Annotated in this window: 18 protein-coding genes, 1 pseudogene and 2 riboswitches; of the genes and pseudogenes, 17 read left to right on the top strand and 2 right to left on the bottom strand. The window is 40.1% G+C overall.

Annotated elements, in window-relative coordinates:
- The first annotated feature begins 56 nt into the window (after window positions 1–56).
- The gene (locus BW961_RS01025) at window positions 57–182 is read left to right on the top strand and encodes a dihydroorotate dehydrogenase (RefSeq protein ID WP_068590067.1); all 126 of its coding nucleotides are present in this window, start codon (window positions 57–59) and stop codon (window positions 180–182) included.
- A 242-nt stretch (window positions 183–424) separates the two neighbouring features.
- Here the strand turns inward: BW961_RS01025 and BW961_RS01020 are convergent, their stop codons facing one another.
- Together BW961_RS01020 and BW961_RS01015 are read right to left on the bottom strand one after the other, a co-directional pair.
- On the bottom strand, window positions 425–1,042 hold the full coding sequence (locus BW961_RS01020) for a hypothetical protein (protein WP_068590070.1): 618 nt from the start codon (window positions 1,040–1,042) through the stop codon (window positions 425–427).
- Window positions 1,043–1,341: 299 nt separating this feature from the next.
- On the bottom strand, window positions 1,342–1,581 hold the full coding sequence (locus BW961_RS01015; RefSeq protein WP_068590072.1) for a glycine zipper domain-containing protein: 240 nt from the start codon (window positions 1,579–1,581) through the stop codon (window positions 1,342–1,344).
- Window positions 1,582–1,767: 186 nt separating this feature from the next.
- Here BW961_RS01015 and BW961_RS01010 point away from each other — a divergent pair, with 186 nt between their 5' ends.
- From BW961_RS01010 to BW961_RS00935, 16 genes and pseudogenes are all read left to right on the top strand, one after another.
- Window positions 1,768–2,019 carry a cysteine hydrolase family protein gene (locus BW961_RS01010; protein WP_068590074.1) on the top strand — a complete coding sequence of 84 codons (252 nt, stop codon included), beginning with the start codon at window positions 1,768–1,770 and terminating at the stop codon, window positions 2,017–2,019.
- 296 nt (window positions 2,020–2,315) lie between these two features.
- A complete protein-coding gene (gene fur, locus BW961_RS01005; protein WP_068590076.1) occupies window positions 2,316–2,780 on the top strand; it encodes a ferric iron uptake transcriptional regulator in 465 nt (154 codons plus the stop codon).
- Between the two features lie 174 nt (window positions 2,781–2,954).
- The gene (locus BW961_RS01000; protein WP_068590077.1) at window positions 2,955–3,191 is read left to right on the top strand and encodes a DUF4227 family protein; all 237 of its coding nucleotides are present in this window, start codon (window positions 2,955–2,957) and stop codon (window positions 3,189–3,191) included.
- Between the two features lie 127 nt (window positions 3,192–3,318).
- A complete protein-coding gene (gene xerD, locus BW961_RS00995) occupies window positions 3,319–4,218 on the top strand; it encodes a site-specific tyrosine recombinase XerD (protein WP_068590080.1) in 900 nt (299 codons plus the stop codon).
- 64 nt (window positions 4,219–4,282) lie between these two features.
- Window positions 4,283–4,638 (top strand): annotated as a pseudogene (locus BW961_RS00990) (hypothetical protein); the annotation flags it as partial.
- Entirely contained in the window at window positions 4,638–4,820 is a 183-nt protein-coding gene (locus BW961_RS00985) for a hypothetical protein (protein ID WP_068590082.1), read from the top strand. The pseudogene BW961_RS00990 and the gene BW961_RS00985, both read left to right, overlap by 1 nt.
- A 177-nt stretch (window positions 4,821–4,997) precedes the next feature.
- A complete protein-coding gene (locus BW961_RS00980) occupies window positions 4,998–6,188 on the top strand; it encodes a D-alanyl-D-alanine carboxypeptidase family protein (RefSeq protein WP_068590084.1) in 1,191 nt (396 codons plus the stop codon).
- Between the two features lie 92 nt (window positions 6,189–6,280).
- Window positions 6,281–6,634 (top strand): anti-sigma F factor antagonist, encoded by a 354-nt coding sequence (spoIIAA, locus tag BW961_RS00975; protein ID WP_068590086.1) that lies wholly within the window; start codon window positions 6,281–6,283, stop codon window positions 6,632–6,634.
- Window positions 6,631–7,092, top strand: coding sequence for an anti-sigma F factor (gene spoIIAB, locus BW961_RS00970; protein ID WP_068590088.1), 462 nt, complete (start codon window positions 6,631–6,633; stop codon window positions 7,090–7,092). Before spoIIAA ends, spoIIAB begins: the two co-directional genes overlap by 4 nt.
- 11 nt (window positions 7,093–7,103) lie before the next feature.
- Window positions 7,104–7,859: an RNA polymerase sporulation sigma factor SigF gene (gene sigF, locus BW961_RS00965; RefSeq protein ID WP_068590091.1), complete on the top strand. Its 756-nt coding sequence runs from the start codon at window positions 7,104–7,106 to the stop codon at window positions 7,857–7,859.
- 160 nt (window positions 7,860–8,019) lie between these two features.
- Window positions 8,020–8,186: riboswitch (cyclic di-AMP (ydaO/yuaA leader) on the top strand.
- Between the two features lie 123 nt (window positions 8,187–8,309).
- A complete protein-coding gene (locus BW961_RS00960; RefSeq protein WP_068590093.1) occupies window positions 8,310–10,127 on the top strand; it encodes an APC family permease in 1,818 nt (605 codons plus the stop codon).
- 259 nt (window positions 10,128–10,386) lie between these two features.
- The gene (locus tag BW961_RS00955; RefSeq protein ID WP_068590095.1) at window positions 10,387–11,034 is read left to right on the top strand and encodes a stage V sporulation protein AA; all 648 of its coding nucleotides are present in this window, start codon (window positions 10,387–10,389) and stop codon (window positions 11,032–11,034) included.
- Entirely contained in the window at window positions 11,031–11,453 is a 423-nt protein-coding gene (locus BW961_RS00950) for a stage V sporulation protein AB (RefSeq protein WP_068590098.1), read from the top strand. The genes BW961_RS00955 and BW961_RS00950 overlap by 4 nt, the downstream gene beginning before the upstream one ends.
- 24 nt (window positions 11,454–11,477) lie before the next feature.
- On the top strand, window positions 11,478–13,076 hold the full coding sequence (locus tag BW961_RS00945) for a spore germination protein (protein ID WP_068590101.1): 1,599 nt from the start codon (window positions 11,478–11,480) through the stop codon (window positions 13,074–13,076).
- A 127-nt stretch (window positions 13,077–13,203) separates the two neighbouring features.
- The gene (gene lysA / locus BW961_RS00940) at window positions 13,204–14,535 is read left to right on the top strand and encodes a diaminopimelate decarboxylase (RefSeq protein ID WP_068590103.1); all 1,332 of its coding nucleotides are present in this window, start codon (window positions 13,204–13,206) and stop codon (window positions 14,533–14,535) included.
- A gap of 226 nt (window positions 14,536–14,761) precedes the next feature.
- Entirely contained in the window at window positions 14,762–15,199 is a 438-nt protein-coding gene (locus BW961_RS00935; protein WP_068530251.1) for a peptidylprolyl isomerase, read from the top strand.
- Window positions 15,200–15,354: 155 nt separating this feature from the next.
- Window positions 15,355–15,529: riboswitch (FMN riboswitch) on the top strand.
- Window positions 15,530–15,670 lie beyond the last annotated feature (141 nt).

Here is a 15,670-nt window from a genome sequence, read left to right as displayed (position 1 = left end):
CAATTTTATATTTATCCATATAGTAAGGTGTACTCTAATTAAAAGGAGGAATTACTATGAGTGAAGTTGTTGGAGGGTTTAATGGAGGTTACGGTATAGGTGGATTTGGTGGAGGAGGAGTAGGTGCAATATTAGTATTGTTCATTTTGCTTGTTATAATCTCTAAAGCGTTCTTTATCTAAGGTAATACGCAGCAAATAGTAGTAATTAATAGATTGTCCCAAAAGCATAATATGAGTCGTAACATATACGGAAGCATCGTTATGCAATCCGAAAACATCAGTGAAATACCCCACTAACCTTAATTTGTCGGTGGGTATTTTTTTGTTTAGGTAAGGAAACTACTTTTCCTGAACAACAAAAAGACCACAGAAGACTAACCTTCATGGTCTTTAATATTTTTTAACATATTCCATTAAATTACTTATTTTAATTCGATCTTAACATCATATTCTTTTCTTTCTCCACCTCCCATGCCTTCCCCTTTTAGAACATACCATTTCAACTTAACCCACTTGATATCCTCAGCATGCCCTCGATCAAGGTACCAAATTACATCGCCCTCTTTTATAACACCTTCGTAAATTTCTCCACCTAAATTAGAGCTTGCTAGCATGGCTGGTGAATCAATTTGTTCTCCTGTTGATGTAACTAGAACGGCTTGATCAGGGTATGTCGTGTATGTATCTGCTGTTGTGTTTTCAATACTAAACTTTACTCCCACTACAGAAGCAGTCATATCAGTCGGATTATCAGCTTTAGGAGACTTGTCAGAAACAGCAATTTTCTTAATAGTTGTTTTTAATCCGTCGAAATCATCCGTCCAACTTACGTTATCATAAACTTTCCACATGTCTGCAGCTGGATTTTCTGACTCTTTTGTCTCGGTACTAGTTACTGGTTCTGTAGCTACCGGAGCTGGACTTTCAACTTTGGTTGTTGCCGGACTCTCATCTTTAATTGCAGTATTTTTATTGGAGCAACCAGCTAACAAAATTAATGCGATAAAAGCTAAAGATAAAACCTTTGATATTTTATTCATATTGCCCTCCATGATTAATAATTTTTCATAAGTCTATCAGAACCAGGTAAATATATCCATGTATTATTAACAAATAAAAGAAGACAACAAAAACATAACGCCAATGGTGAACAACAAAACAATATGGCTAACTGAGCTTTTATCTACTTCTAACCTCAATACAATCTCCCTTTAAGGTTCATCCTCTAATATTTAGAGATCCCCTTTAATAATATAAAAAATGCTCTACCGGTATAAACTGGTAGAGCATTTTTTAACGTTTAGGTAAGGATATAACCTGAATCTTTACCAGCGCCTGTTTATTCTGTTCGGTGTGTATCGTTGTCGTCATCTTGAACAGCTTTACCCACTTTATTGCCCAACGTTGCGCCAACGATGCCACCTACGATGGTTCCAACAGGACCCAAAGCGGAACCCATGACAGCACCAACAGCACCACCACCCACGGTTCCTACAGCATTTCCAGTGTCAACGCCATCATCATTGGTCGTGGTTCGATCAGAACCAACGTTTCGATTACGTGTATTGTTTTTAGTCATCTAATCTCACTCCTCCTTTTTATGAACGCTGCTACTTATAGCGCAGTCCCACAACATACCTTGCCCTAACTCGTTTGAAAGGATTCTAGCTGGCGAGGATATCTGTGCTGTTTTCCCATCAATATGGGTATGCTAAAGAAAATTTTTTGAAATTTTCCGTTAATAATGGTTAAGGAGTGAATATTTATGATCGGGACCCATACGGCATTACTTATTATAGATGTTCAAATAGGTTCGTTTCGAGAATCGACACCTTTATATAAAGGAAATGAATTATTAAAAAATCTCCAATTGCTTATTTCAAAAGCCCATGTAGCACAAGCCTCTATTTTTTTCACCAAATTTAATGGAAAAACAGGGACACTCTCGATAATGTTTCTAGTGAAATTATATTATTTGCTAGGAGATCTTCAGCAAGAAGTCATCCCCGACTTGTAACGGATTGCAAAGAAGTGCTAGATCCTGACATATTGGCGTGTATAGCCTATGGTGAAAGTTCGCACATAGCCATAAAGATCTATGGATTTTCTAAATATTTTAAAATATGGATAGTTAGAGTTATGATTTAAGGCGAATATAGCTGAATGGTAATGCATGATGCGATGGGTAATACCGATGCTAGTAAATCAACAACACTCTCATTTTTATATTAGAAATGCGTTTGACATTATTTATAGACTCACCCTATAATGAAAGAAGTGATTAATAAGGCAGTATTTCCTAGGGGGGAGAGTATGCAGGCTCGGATCGATAAAATCAAACAACAGCTACAATCCCAGGGCTATAAGCTGACACCCCAGCGGGAAGCTACAGTCAGAATTCTCTTAGAGAACGAAGAAGACCACCTTAGTGCGGAAGATGTGTTTATGTTAGTAAAGGGAATTGCCCCTGAGATTGGTTTAGCGACAGTGTATCGTACGCTTGAACTACTTAGTGAACTTCATGTTGTAGAGAAGATTAACTTTGGTGACGGTGTAGCTCGATATGACTTACGCACTGATACTGCTAAGCATCATCATCATCATCTGATTTGTGTCCAATGTGGACGTATGGATGAGATTCGTGAAGATTGGCTTGGTCCTTTGGAGGAACGTCTGGACAGGGAATATAATTTCACTGTGTCAGATCATAGACTTGACTTCCATGGTATTTGTAGTCGGTGTAATGACAAAAACTTGGGTAATAACAAAGAATCTTAATGTATGCATTCGTAAATATATGAATAGCTAGACCAAGCTCTCACCAGCACAAGATTTGTTTGGGGGGAGCTTTTTGCTGTATACTTATACTTCAACTTCATGTTAATCCGAATCTAATACCTGTCATAATGATAGATCCTCTTTCATATGTTCTTGGTAAAGAGGAGGGGTTCGATGGTTATTTCTTTACGTAAATGCCTTGCTTTTATTCGATCTGTTATTGTATTTATAGCATTGACGTACTTGGTCTATCATTTTTTAGGTATTTTTGGTGAGTGGATTACACCTGTAGATCAATATAGAATCCCCAAAGGGTATGCTGTCAAAGCATTTCAGGCTGTAGATGGGCAAGGAAACATGGATACGAGTATGGGGGAGCGGCTCCGCTTCTATTACTGGTATGGTGAATAAAGGTGGCAAGGGATAGGGATAGCGCGATGCAGGAGTTTGAAGAATTTTGTCGAATACAAAATAATCATTTATGAAGGCAAAGACGGTTGTCAGCTTCATCTACCTAAAAAAAGGAGTGCAATGCCCCATGAAGCACCATCTAGCACCCTATATTCGTTATATGGATGAAGAAAAAGGATTATCTAAGAATACGTTGGAAAGTTATGAAAGAGATCTGGCTCAATTTCTGGTCTTTATCGAGGAACGAGGTATTACCTCTCTCGAACAGATTAATAGAAGTCACATCATTCTTTTCTTAGGCGTTGTCAAACAAGAAGGTCGGACAGCGGCAACGCTCACACGAAAGACGGTTTCCATACGGTCTTTTTTTCAATACTTACAAAGAGAATCTTTGGTGGGACAAGATCCATCTCTCCAAATGGAGACACCTAAGATCGTGAAGACAGCGCCTCAAGTGCTTAGCATTGAAGAGGTTGAGCTTTTGTTATCAGCTCCGGATTCCTCAGGGATACAAGGGATGAGAGATAAAGCGATGTTAGAGCTTTTGTATGCGACAGGGATGAAGGTCTCCGAGATCGTATCATTAGATACGCAACATATTCATACAGAATTAAGATATCTACATTGCATGGGGACTTCGGGTAAAGAAAGAATTCTTCCGATGAATAAGATGTCTGCTAATTATTTAGATATATATATGAAGGAAAGCCGTGAGAAGCTTCTGAAGAGGAATATGGAAGAACCTGCGCTTTTCCTAAATACGCTAGGAAGTCGATTGACACGCCAAGGATTCTGGAAAATCCTTAAGAAATATGCTAAAGAAACAGGTATACAGAAGGATATCACCCCGTATACGTTACGCCATTCTTTTGCAACACACTTACTTGATAATGGTGCAGATCTAAGATCTGTTCAGGAGATGTTGGGGCATTCAGATATTTCAACCACACAAGTATATAGTTCTCTCACGAAAAAGAATATGAAGGAACAATATGATGACCACCATCCGCGTTCTTCGTTGAGATGATCTATTCATAATTTCCGCAGATCATGGGATGATCCCATTCATAGTGGAACGTTATAAGTAGGGAATATTGATTAATGAGACATTTATATTTCCACAAATGTATTTCATAAGGGGATATGTCTATCAGATGTCAGCATGGGCAATGGCTGTATATTATAAAGGCATGACACCTCGTGAGACAGGTGATTTAACGCTTGAAATGGCTCAATCTGGTGATCAGATAGTATTAAGGAAATCAAGGTTGATAAACACTCAACGGGTGGCGTAGGTGACAAGACGACGATCGTATGAGCTCCTTTGGTAGCGGCTGCGGGAGTACCTGTAGCCAAAATGTCAGGACGTGGTCTTGGCCATACGGGTGGGACCATCGATAAGCTTGGATCGATTACAGGCTTCTCTGTTGAATTCTTGGATCTCCTATGTTAGTACTTGGTGGTAAAGCTAAGAATGAAGAGGAAGCCCGTGTTATTCTAAAGGGACATTTGGAAGATGGTTCAGCCTTAGCGAAGCCGAGAGAACGTGTAGAAGCGGGTGAAACATTAGCTGTTCTTCATTGTTACGCGAGATGGTATACAACGATTCTAACAAATATTTTTGGATAGATAGATCCACAGGAAATGTTTTCTGTGGATTTTTTGTTGTCTTTAAAAATATTCATATCAAAATAGGATGTTAATGGAATATTTTACGCCTAATCTGACGACACTGAAGGGAAGGTACGTTATTACAACGACAGAGTTCTTTGTAATAACTAATCTCACGTCAGGAGGGGACTTATTTTGAAAAAAATGTTACTGATTATTGTAACGGTGTTATGTCTTGTTTCTCTTAGTTTTCCAGTGAACGGGTACGCCGCTGAGGAAAAGAAGAAAGCTGCTAGTCAGACCCAAACAGAGCTTGCTCCGAGCGCTTTATCTGCGGTTCTGATGGATGCGGACACCGGCACGATTATTTATGAAAAGAATAGTCATGATAAGCTTCCGCCTGCTAGTATTACTAAAATCATGACCATGCTGTTAACGTTAGAGGCAATAGATTCAGGGAAACTTAAACTTACAGACAAAGTTCGGACGAGCGAGTATGCCGCTTCTATGGGTGGATCACAAATATTTCTTGAGCCTGGCGAAGAGATGTCTGTGGATGAAATGCTCAAAGGTATCGCTATGGCGTCTGGAAACGATGCATCTGTAGCTATGGCGGAGCACATTGCAGGCTCAGAAGAATCCTTTGTACAAATGATGAATAATCGCGTGACTGAGCTAGGTCTTAAAGATACGCATTTCAGCAACTGTAATGGACTTCCTGCGGAGAATCACTATTCTTCAGCCCATGACATTGCAGTCATTAGTCGTGAGTTACTGAAGCATAAAGAAGTTACTAAATATACAGGTGCGTATCAGGACTATTTACGAAAAGAATCGAAGAGTCCTTTCTGGTTAGTGAATACGAATAAACTGGTGAGATTCTATACAGGTGCAGATGGCTTGAAGACTGGGTATACTTCAGAGGCTAAGTTTTGTTTATCTGCTACGGCTGTACGTGGTGACTTAAGAGCCATATCTGTCGTTTTGGGAGAACCCAATACGAAGACTCGTAATAGTGAAGTATCTAAGATGTTTGATTTCATGTTCTCCCAATATACGAAACAAACCATCTTTAAAGAGGGTGACGTGATGGGGAAAGCTGAGATTACAAAGGGTAAGAGCAAAGAGATTGAACTTGTCGCAGGACAACAATATAGTGTTCTGATGAAGAAAATCGGGAATGCTTCAAAAGTTAGGCACGAACTACAATTAGAACCAGAATTAAAGGCTCCAATTGAGCAAGGGCAGGTTCTAGGGAACCTAGTCGTATATCAAGGAGATCAAGTCATTAAGAAGTTTGAATTGAAGTCTCCAAGCAAGGTTGAAAAGGCTGGTTGGTGGACGATGTTCAAGCGTACGACAGCTAAGTTATTTTTTGTTGATTGATAGCAGATTTCTTCTAGTTTTGTCGTGATGCAGGAATATGATTTTCATTTCTAGAACTCTTTGTTTATGACAAGGAGGAGAGTGAGCAAAATATGAATCTTCAAATGGAAATGGAACATCACCGTCAAGTACTCATCGTCCGTTTCATAGGGGAGCTTGACCATCATACTGCGGATCATGTTCGTACTAAGCTAGATGATGCTATTCATAGTCGGCAGACCGATCATATTGTTCTAAGTCTGAAAGATCTGCAATTCATGGATAGTTCAGGTATAGGTGTGATTCTTGGAAGGTATAAGCTTATTAAGAGTAAGGGCGGTAAAATGGCTGTATGCGACGCAACTAAACCTGTCTTCCGTCTATTGGAGATGTCGGGGTTGTTCAAGATTATGCCTATTTATGAAAGCGAGAGCGATGCACTCTCAAGTCTGGAGGTTGTGTCATGAGTGAAGAACAGGCCTTAGCTCACAATTTCATGACGCTTACGTTTGCAGCCAAATCGGAGAATGAATCTTTTGCTCGAGTCACGGTGGCTGCATTTATCTCGCAGCTAGATCCTACAATGGATGAGCTTAGTGATCTGAAGACGGTCGTGTCGGAAGCGGTAACCAATTGCATTATTCATGGATATGATTCTGATTCCACAGGAACGGTCACCATTACAGCAGAGATCGAAGGAGATACAGTCACCATGACCGTGGAGGATCGTGGACACGGGATAGAAGACTTGGATCTCGCAAAACAACCGTTATATACATCTAAACCTGAGTTAGAAAGATCAGGGATGGGATTTACGATCATGGAGAATTTCATGGACGAATGTGAAGTCGTAAGCGAACCCGGAGTGGGCACGTCGATTAGGATGAAGAAAAGGATTGAATCCAAGAAAGCTTTATATAATTAGGGGTTGGACGTATGGATGCTGATGTGAAGAAAGCTTCGCAAACCTACTTGGAAGATTCAGAAGTCAAACGCCTTATTGCACTTAGTCAATCGGGTGATAACGGAGCCCGGGATACACTAGTACACTGTAATATTCGTCTCGTATGGTCGGTTGTGCAGCGTTTCATGAACCGAGGATATGAGCCAGAGGACTTGTTTCAAATCGGCTGTATCGGTCTCTTGAAATCCGTTGATAAATTTGATCTGAGTTATGATGTGAAATTCTCTACCTACGCTGTTCCTATGATAATTGGAGAAATCCAACGTTTCTTACGTGATGATGGAACACTTAAAGTGAGCCGATCATTGAAGGAAATGGCCAATAAAGTGCGTAAGAAAAAGGATGAGCTCTCGAAGGTGTTAAATCGACTGCCGACGATTAAAGAGGTAGCGGACGACCTTGGAGTTACGCCAGAAGAAGTTGTGTTCGCTCAGGAAGCGAACAAACCTCCAACTTCCATTCATGAGACCGTCTACGAGAATGATGGAGATCCGATTACGTTGATGGATCAGATCGCGGATGAATCTCAAGATAAATGGTTCGATAAATTGGCACTAAATGAAGCGATAGAGGGATTGTCTGAACGAGAGAAACTGATTGTCTATCTTCGGTATTATCGAGATCAGACACAATCTGAGGTAGCAAGCAGACTTGGAATTTCTCAGGTACAGGTATCTCGATTGGAAAAGAAGATCCTTCAGCTTATACGTGAACAGATTGCCCAATAACACATCAAAGAAACCTGAGAATATAATCTCAGGTTTTTTTGATGTGTTATTCATACACAATTATGATTTTTCAGATAATTCCACAATAATTCCATTCGTTTTCATGTAATTTCATATATACAGATTCGTTCATGCGCATTATAATTAGCTCTCGTGATAAGTTGTATATGCGCTGAATTTTCTATAAAGGAAAAGCGGGGGAACCAAACGTTGGCTTCATGCCAAATGGGGTGAATCGTAAATCAAGTGGTAGGTGACTTGATTATGTAGGGCTATTCCACAGTCCGAATCCGACAGCTAACCTCGTAAGCTTTGGTGGGTTTTGACCATATTGTTAACTGTGGGGAATCCTCCGTACGGGTTTTATGTGGAAAGAACCGCAAGCTAACCTTCCCCGAATAGGCGCACAGCATAGCTGTTACTAGTTGTATGAAAAGGGGATATTTTAAAATGGTTAGCAAAGTAAAACGTCTCTTGATCGGACGTCCCATGAAATCAGACGAACTCGATCATGAGAAATTAAGTAAATTCAAAGCACTCGCGGTTCTTTCTTCCGATGCTTTGTCATCAGTCGCTTATGGTACGGAACAGATATTAATCGTACTTATGGTGGCTGGATTCTCAGCTGTATGGTACTCAATTCCAATTTCTGTAGCTGTGCTTGGGCTGTTGGCTATCCTTATTCTTTCTTATAGACAAACCATATTTGCTTACCCTAAGGGTGGGGGAGCATACATTGTTGCAAAGGAAAATTTAGGTGTTCCTGTGGGACTCATGGCAGGTGGATCTTTACTCGTTGATTACATTCTTACCGTGGCGGTAAGTGCCTCGGCTGGAACGGATGCCCTTACATCGGCGTTTCCCTTTCTTCACGACTATAGTGTAGCGATTGCAATTACGGTCATTTTAATTCTGACGATTATTAACTTGCGTGGCGTTACAGAGGCAGCTTCATTTATTGCTATTCCGGTATATTTGTTTGTCGTTTCCATATTTGTACTCATTATATCTGGCGTGTTTAAGTATGCTACAGGGGATGTCCATGCGGCGATTCCGGAACTTGGTTCGGCAGTATCTAATATAAGTTTATTTTTGCTTTTGAAAGCCTTTAGTTCAGGATGCTCTGCACTGACGGGTGTTGAAGCGGTATCCAATGCGATTCCGAATTTTAAACAGCCAGCTGAAAAAAATGCGGCTAAGACATTAGTGATGATGGGCCTTATTCTTGGAGCGATGTTTATTGGTATAAGTCTGTTGGCCTATTGGTATGGTGTGACACCTGATCCCAAAGTGACCGTTGTCTCGCAGATTTCGCAATCAGTATTTGGTCGTGGATTTCTTTATTACGCAATACAAGGCGTTACTGCACTCATTCTCTTTTTAGCCGCTAATACAGCGTATTCCGCTTTTCCCTTGCTCTCTTTTATGTTAGCTAAGGATAAGTTCATGCCTCATATGTTTATGGTTCGTGGGGATCGTCTAGGTTTCTCTAATGGGATAATCATTCTGGGAGTTCTAGCATCAGTCCTTGTTGCGGCATTCCATGGAGATACAGGTAGCTTAATACCGCTATATGCGGTCGGCGTATTTATTCCCTTCACCCTGTCTCAACTTGGCATGATGATTCACTGGTATAAAACAAAACCATCAGCATGGATACAACGTTTTGTTGTGAATACGATTGGTATGATCACGACGTTATCCATCACGCTTATTTTTATCTTCACGAAATTCTCGCATATCTGGATGGTATTTATATTCCTACCGTTAGTTATGCTTCTCTTTATGAGAATTCATCGCCATTATGTGAATACAGCAGATCAATTACGTATTCAACTTGACGTGGATAAGCCAACAATCAAAGGTAGCACATTCTTAGTGCCGGTCTCTGGGATTACTCGAGTCGTACTTAATTCCATCAGTTATGCTCGCTCATTATCGGATAATGTGGTAGCGGTATATATTGGTTTTGATGAAGAAGAGATTCAAAAGATGGAACAGAAATGGGCGGAATGGAATCCAGGTGTGCGTCTAATCGTACTTCGTTCACGTTATAGAAGTGTGGTCAAACCACTAATACGGTTTATAGAAACCGTTGAATGGAAAACAGCATCAACCGATCATATTACTATCGTTATTCCACAGTTCATTACGAAGCATTGGTGGCAAAATATTTTACACAATCAGTCTAGCTTACTTATTCGTACTTTTTTGGTTAATCATAAGGATATTGTGATTACAACCGTACCGTATCACCTTAATAAATAGAGTACATTTTCAGGAGGTTGCCCATTAGCTATTGATTTAGCTAGGGGCTCCGCTTTTTTTTGAATGTCCACTAATTAAGAATGAAAAGGATAGCATCATCAGATTTCTTCTGATGACGCTATCTTTTTTGTGTTTTTATGATTCAGCTACTCAAAACAAGGAATGATGGAAGAAAAATGTATATTTCCAAATCGTCCTGACTAAAAAACACAGTTATTTACCATACTAACGATAATTTAGCAGAATAGGAGTGATTGTTATGGCAAAGCCATCCACTCCCACGGTTTATCTTCAACTCAAAAAGCGTGTCCAGATCCCTCGGGATAAGATGATAAAACTTGGAGATATCGCTCATATTCTGAGTGAACCGGAGTGGGAAGAGAGGTTATTCAGCCTAGAGTTAGTTCTTCCTCTCCCAAAAGATGGAAACATGCTTGTTATGGATTTAATGCAAATTATACCGCGAGTGAAGAAAGTCATACCCAATGTCTTTATCGAGTCGATTGGACTTCAACAGGTGATTGTTGAAATTGTTGGAATCCCCAAGAAACCCTCCATTCCGCTGTTTTTACTTGTTTGGTTATTGTTGTTTTTTGGTTCTGCACTTACGATTATGAATTTTCATGCGGATGTGAACATGATGGAAGTTCAAATCAAGGTTGTGGAGATGATCACAGGGAAGCGAGATGAACATCCATATCTTTTTCAAACATCCTATTCGATTGGGATTGGATTCGGTATGGTTGTGTTTTTTAATCATCTTTTTAAAAAGAAATGGAATGAAGAACCTACGCCGCTAGAAGTTGAAATGTTCCTTTATCAAGAGAATATTGATCAATTCGTAGTTGCTGAAGAGTATAAGAGAGTAGGGACGAAGCAGGCGAAGCAAGATGAGCATCCATCATGACGATATTGACGTGGCTTATTGAAATATTGTTAGGTGTCGCAGGAGGAATTGCTGTCGGGAGTGGTGTTATTGCCTTTATTCTGGTCCTCGATATCATACCAAGACTTGCGCAGTTAACCCACTCGTATCATAAAGTACATTGGTATGAAGGGGCCTTAATCGTAGGGTCTTTAGTTGGTACGGTGAGTGACTTCTGGAACTGGAAAGGTTCATTTAATCCGCTTGTGGGGTTAATTATAGGTTTATTCTTTGGTGTGTTTGTAGGTCTTCTTGCAGCGGCGTTAACTGAAGTATTGAATGTGCTCCCGATCCTGGCTAAGCGTCTTCATATGAGGAACTACTTGCTAGGTTTATTAATGGCAATGATTGTCGGGAAAGTGGCAGGGTCACTATTTGATTGGTATGTGTTCCGAAGATAGATAACGTATAAGGAGTGAGTCCAGATGTCAACAGAAGCACCTACGGAAGACGAATCTGTAAAGAAAGACGATGCAAGTCAACAACAACTTCAGGATAAAAGAGACAACGAAATGTCGGATTCGATTGAAGAGTCGATTATATATTGGCAGGATAATGATGAATTCACCGGTGATCTAAAACAGCTTATAAAGGTGTTAAACGAGGTCGTGGGATTAGGTACTTCATTTGATGTCGTTCTCCGGGAAATGAACTTTGGTGGCATTGAAACAGGGATACTATTTATAAATGGTTTTACAGATAGCAATATCATGACTGAGATTCTCATGAGATTGACCTTTATTGATCAAGGAGAAGTCTCCTCAGAAGCTATGAAGTCATTCTTTGATAAATACATACCTCATATTCAAGTGGAAAAAGTGACGGCATTAAGTGAGGCTATTAATAAAGTACTTACAGGTATGAGTGCTTTCTTTTTTGAAGGTGATAGCACTGTAGTTTTGGTAGATACGCGTACTTATCCCTCTCGTACTCCATCTGAATCGTCCATCGAACGTGTGGTTAGGGGATCTAGAGATGGCTTTACGGAGACGTTACTCACAAATGTGTCATTGGTTCGACGCCGTATAAGAGACCCTGGATTGAAATATGAAATTGTTCAAGTTGGTACAAGAACGCGTACGGATGTATGTATTGCTTATATTGATGATATTGTGGATAAAGTGCAAAAAGATACCATTCGAGAGAAGATTAAAGGCGTTAAAATTGACGGTATCCCGCTTGGTGATAAACAACTTGAGGAAGCTATCATTAATAAAGGATGGCATCCTTACCCATTGGTGAGATATTCAGAACGTCCAGATGTTGTAGCGTCACATCTGCTCGAAGGAAGAATTGTTGTATTCGTAGATACTTCACCAAGTGTCATGATTATGCCTACAACATTTTTTGATTTATGTCAGCATGCAGAAGAGAATCGACAAACGCCGTTTATCGGAACGTACCTAAGGTGGATTAGGTTTCTAGGGATTTTCTTTTCCATGTTTCTACTTCCTCTATGGATGTTACTTGTTCTTCACCCCGAACTGAAACCGGCTGGTTTAGACTTTATAGGTCCGGATAAGCTTGGGAAAATCCCTCTAATTGCCCAGTTCCTTATGGTGGAATTTGGTGTGGATTTGCTCCGACTTGCAGCGGTTCATACCCCAACTTCCATTGCGTCAGCCATGGGTTTGATTGCAGCAATTCTAGTAGGGGACGTCGCAGTAAAAACAGGTCTATTTGTCAATGAAGTTGTCTTATATATGGCCATTGCTGCGATTGGAATGTTTGCAACACCAAGTTATGAGCTCGGTCTCGCTAATCGAATTGTTCGGCTTGTTTTGCTTGTTGCTGTGGCTATCTTTAAAGTCCCTGGATTAGTGATTGGATCGACGTTGCTTGTTCTCTTATTGACGCTGCATAGATCGTACAACTCTTCATATTTATGGCCATTTATACCTTTTAATGCAAAGGCGATGGCTGAAATATTGTTCCGTATGCCCGTGTTGACGAATAAGAAACGCCCTTCTTTCAATAAGCCGAGGGATAATACACGGATGCCACCTCAACAGGGTAATGAGTAGATCTACGTTAATTAATATAAATGATCTGCAAATTAATCCATTTACTCTTATTTCAGGAGTCTGCTATACTGATGAAAACTCAGATGGAATAATTTATTATTTCCATAAAATGTGGAGGATTGCTGAAATGTTCTTACATGGTACAAGTAAAATAAATGCAAATGGACACTTAGAAATTGGTGGTTGTGATGTTGTTAATCTTAAAGCTGAATTTGGCACACCACTCTATATCGTTGATGAACAATTAGTTCGCGATCGTTGTAAAGAATATGTTGAAGCTTTTAAAGCATCTGGTCTTCAATTTCAGGTAGCATATGCAAGCAAGGCGTTTTGTGTAATGGCAATGTGTGCGGTAGTTGAGCAAGAAGGAATGTCTTTGGATGTCGTATCAGAAGGTGAATTATATACGGCTTTACAGGCAGAATTTCCAGCTGAGCGTATTCATTTCCATGGAAATAACAAAACACCAGATGAGATCGAAATGGCCATCGATGCAGGAATTGGCTGCTTTGTAGTCGATAATTTGATTGAGTTACATTTGCTACAAGCGATTGCGCTTGAGAAGAATGCACGTGTTAAAGTTCTTCTTCGTGTTACCCCAGGTGTTGAAGCTCATACACATGAATATATCTCTACAGGACAGACGGATTCCAAATTCGGGTTCGATATTGGAAATGGTTCTGCCTTTGTAGGGGTGGAGACTGCTTCTAAGCAATCTAACATTGAACTACTTGGTGTTCATTCCCATATTGGATCTCAAATCTTTGAAGTAGAAGGATTCCAAATGGCTGTTCAAAAAGTTGCTGAATTTGCTCGTGGTGTTAAGCAACAACTTAATGTTGAGTTTAAAGTGGTCAATCTTGGTGGTGGATTCGGTATCCGTTATGTTAATGGCGATACACCACTACATGTCTCCCAATATGTTAAAGCAATTACAGATGCGGTTAAAGAACACTTTGCAGGTATCTCTAATCAGTTGCCAGAGATTTGGGTAGAACCAGGACGCAGTATCGTAGGAGATGCTGGGACAACCCTGTATACTGTCGGTACCCAAAAGAATATTCCGGGTGTGCGCAAATATGTTGCTGTTGATGGCGGAATGACGGATAATCCTCGCCCAGCGTTGTACCAATCACAATATGAAGCAGTTCTTGCTAATCGGGCAAATGACGCTGAGGAAGAGATCGTATCCATTGCAGGTAAATGTTGCGAAAGTGGTGACATGTTAATCTGGGATGTTAAACTTCCTGAAGTCGAAAGCGGAGACTTATTAGCTGTGTCTTGTACAGGAGCGTATAACTATTCTATGGCAAACAATTATAACCGGATTCGTCGTCCAGGGATTGTGTTTGTTAAAGATGGCGAAAGCGATCTTGTTGTACAGCGTGAAAGCTTCCAAAATATTATCGGGAACGATCTTATTCCTGAACGAATTCGAAAGCAAGCAGTATTGAAATAAGCCTTAGGTTTAGCTGTTGTATACGCCTGAGATAGCTTTAGATAGGGGATTAATTCTTGCGGGTTTACGCAGGGATTGATCCCTTTGCTTATGATGACTGTGTTTGTTTTGCTTTAAGGTAATGTTTCATAGTAAACTATAGGATGTCTGTTAATAATGCAAGAAATGCTTTTTTAAGTATTGCGTTTAAATGTAATCACATCATATTTTAAGGAGATGGATAATTATGAAAAAAGGTACAATCGAATTAGAAAACGGCGGCGTAGTAGAAATTGAGTTTTTACCAGAAGAAGCACCGAACACGGTGGCTAACTTTGAGAAATTGGCAAATAGCGGATATTATAACGGTCTAAGTTTCCACCGTGTAATTCCTAACTTTGTGGCACAAGGCGGATGCCCAACTGGAAACGGTACTGGCGGACCTGGATATACAATCAAATGTGAAGCATCTAGCAACACAACTAAACATGCTAGAGGCGTATTGTCCATGGCTCACGCAGGTAGAGATACTGGTGGTAGCCAATTCTTTATCGTGTATGCACCACAACCACACTTAGATGGCGTTCATACTGTATTTGGTAAAGTAACAAGTGGAATCGAACTTGTTGACAGTATCAAAGCAAATGACAAAATGAAAGAAGTTAAAGTTTGGGACGAAGCGTAAGTTTATAAAATATCAGAAAAAGCTAATCTCCTAGGGGATTAGCTTTTTTGGCGTTGAATAATAAGGACAAGTTATGATGGTCTCAATAATTTACTACTCTTGTTTTTTTGATTTTTTGATGTTAATATTCGTACATAAATACAATTTCATATTGATTTATCCTTCGGGGTTGGGTGAAATTCCCTACCGGCGGTGATGTCTGATCGTTTATAGCATACTTATGCACACGATGAGGCTTAGTCCGTGACCCGGGCGCTGATGTATGTAGCGTACGGTGGACCTGGTGCAATTCCGGGACCGACAGTAAAGTCTGGATGGGAGAAGGAGAGCAACTTACGTAAATCATAAAGTGATCGCGTAAGTGTTCAAAGATAAAACACAAGAGTATGTGACGACTTTCACATTTGTTCCGCAAGCAAATTTTATTCCATTTGCTGTGGTCTATTTGGGTAATTGTCCATTGACTTTATA

The organism is Paenibacillus macquariensis, from assembly GCF_900156375.1.
GTDB lineage: Bacteria > Bacillota > Bacilli > Paenibacillales > Paenibacillaceae > Paenibacillus_AQ > Paenibacillus_AQ macquariensis.
The sequence above is the reverse complement of the archived record's forward strand: the minus strand, read 5'-3'. Positions and strand labels throughout refer to the sequence as shown.

What these genes read in the sequence shown, in the direction of transcription:
- BW961_RS01015 (WP_068590072.1), bottom strand. Translation starts at nt 1,581, where the DNA reads ATGACTAAAAACAATACACGTAATCGAAACGTTGGTTCTGATCGAACC.
- BW961_RS01025 (WP_068590067.1), top strand. Translation starts at nt 57, where the DNA reads ATGAGTGAAGTTGTTGGAGGGTTTAATGGAGGTTACGGTATAGGTGGA.
- BW961_RS00985 (WP_068590082.1), top strand. Translation starts at nt 4,638, where the DNA reads ATGTTAGTACTTGGTGGTAAAGCTAAGAATGAAGAGGAAGCCCGTGTT.
- spoIIAA (WP_068590086.1), top strand. Translation starts at nt 6,281, where the DNA reads ATGAATCTTCAAATGGAAATGGAACATCACCGTCAAGTACTCATCGTC.
- spoIIAB (WP_068590088.1), top strand. Translation starts at nt 6,631, where the DNA reads ATGAGTGAAGAACAGGCCTTAGCTCACAATTTCATGACGCTTACGTTT.
- BW961_RS00935 (WP_068530251.1), top strand. Translation starts at nt 14,762, where the DNA reads ATGAAAAAAGGTACAATCGAATTAGAAAACGGCGGCGTAGTAGAAATT.
- BW961_RS00955 (WP_068590095.1), top strand. Translation starts at nt 10,387, where the DNA reads ATGGCAAAGCCATCCACTCCCACGGTTTATCTTCAACTCAAAAAGCGT.
- lysA (WP_068590103.1), top strand. Translation starts at nt 13,204, where the DNA reads ATGTTCTTACATGGTACAAGTAAAATAAATGCAAATGGACACTTAGAA.
- BW961_RS00950 (WP_068590098.1), top strand. Translation starts at nt 11,031, where the DNA reads ATGACGATATTGACGTGGCTTATTGAAATATTGTTAGGTGTCGCAGGA.
- sigF (WP_068590091.1), top strand. Translation starts at nt 7,104, where the DNA reads ATGGATGCTGATGTGAAGAAAGCTTCGCAAACCTACTTGGAAGATTCA.
- BW961_RS01010 (WP_068590074.1), top strand. Translation starts at nt 1,768, where the DNA reads ATGATCGGGACCCATACGGCATTACTTATTATAGATGTTCAAATAGGT.
- fur (WP_068590076.1), top strand. Translation starts at nt 2,316, where the DNA reads ATGCAGGCTCGGATCGATAAAATCAAACAACAGCTACAATCCCAGGGC.
- BW961_RS01020 (WP_068590070.1), bottom strand. Translation starts at nt 1,042, where the DNA reads ATGAATAAAATATCAAAGGTTTTATCTTTAGCTTTTATCGCATTAATT.
- BW961_RS00960 (WP_068590093.1), top strand. Translation starts at nt 8,310, where the DNA reads ATGGTTAGCAAAGTAAAACGTCTCTTGATCGGACGTCCCATGAAATCA.
- xerD (WP_068590080.1), top strand. Translation starts at nt 3,319, where the DNA reads ATGAAGCACCATCTAGCACCCTATATTCGTTATATGGATGAAGAAAAA.
- BW961_RS00945 (WP_068590101.1), top strand. Translation starts at nt 11,478, where the DNA reads ATGTCAACAGAAGCACCTACGGAAGACGAATCTGTAAAGAAAGACGAT.
- BW961_RS01000 (WP_068590077.1), top strand. Translation starts at nt 2,955, where the DNA reads ATGGTTATTTCTTTACGTAAATGCCTTGCTTTTATTCGATCTGTTATT.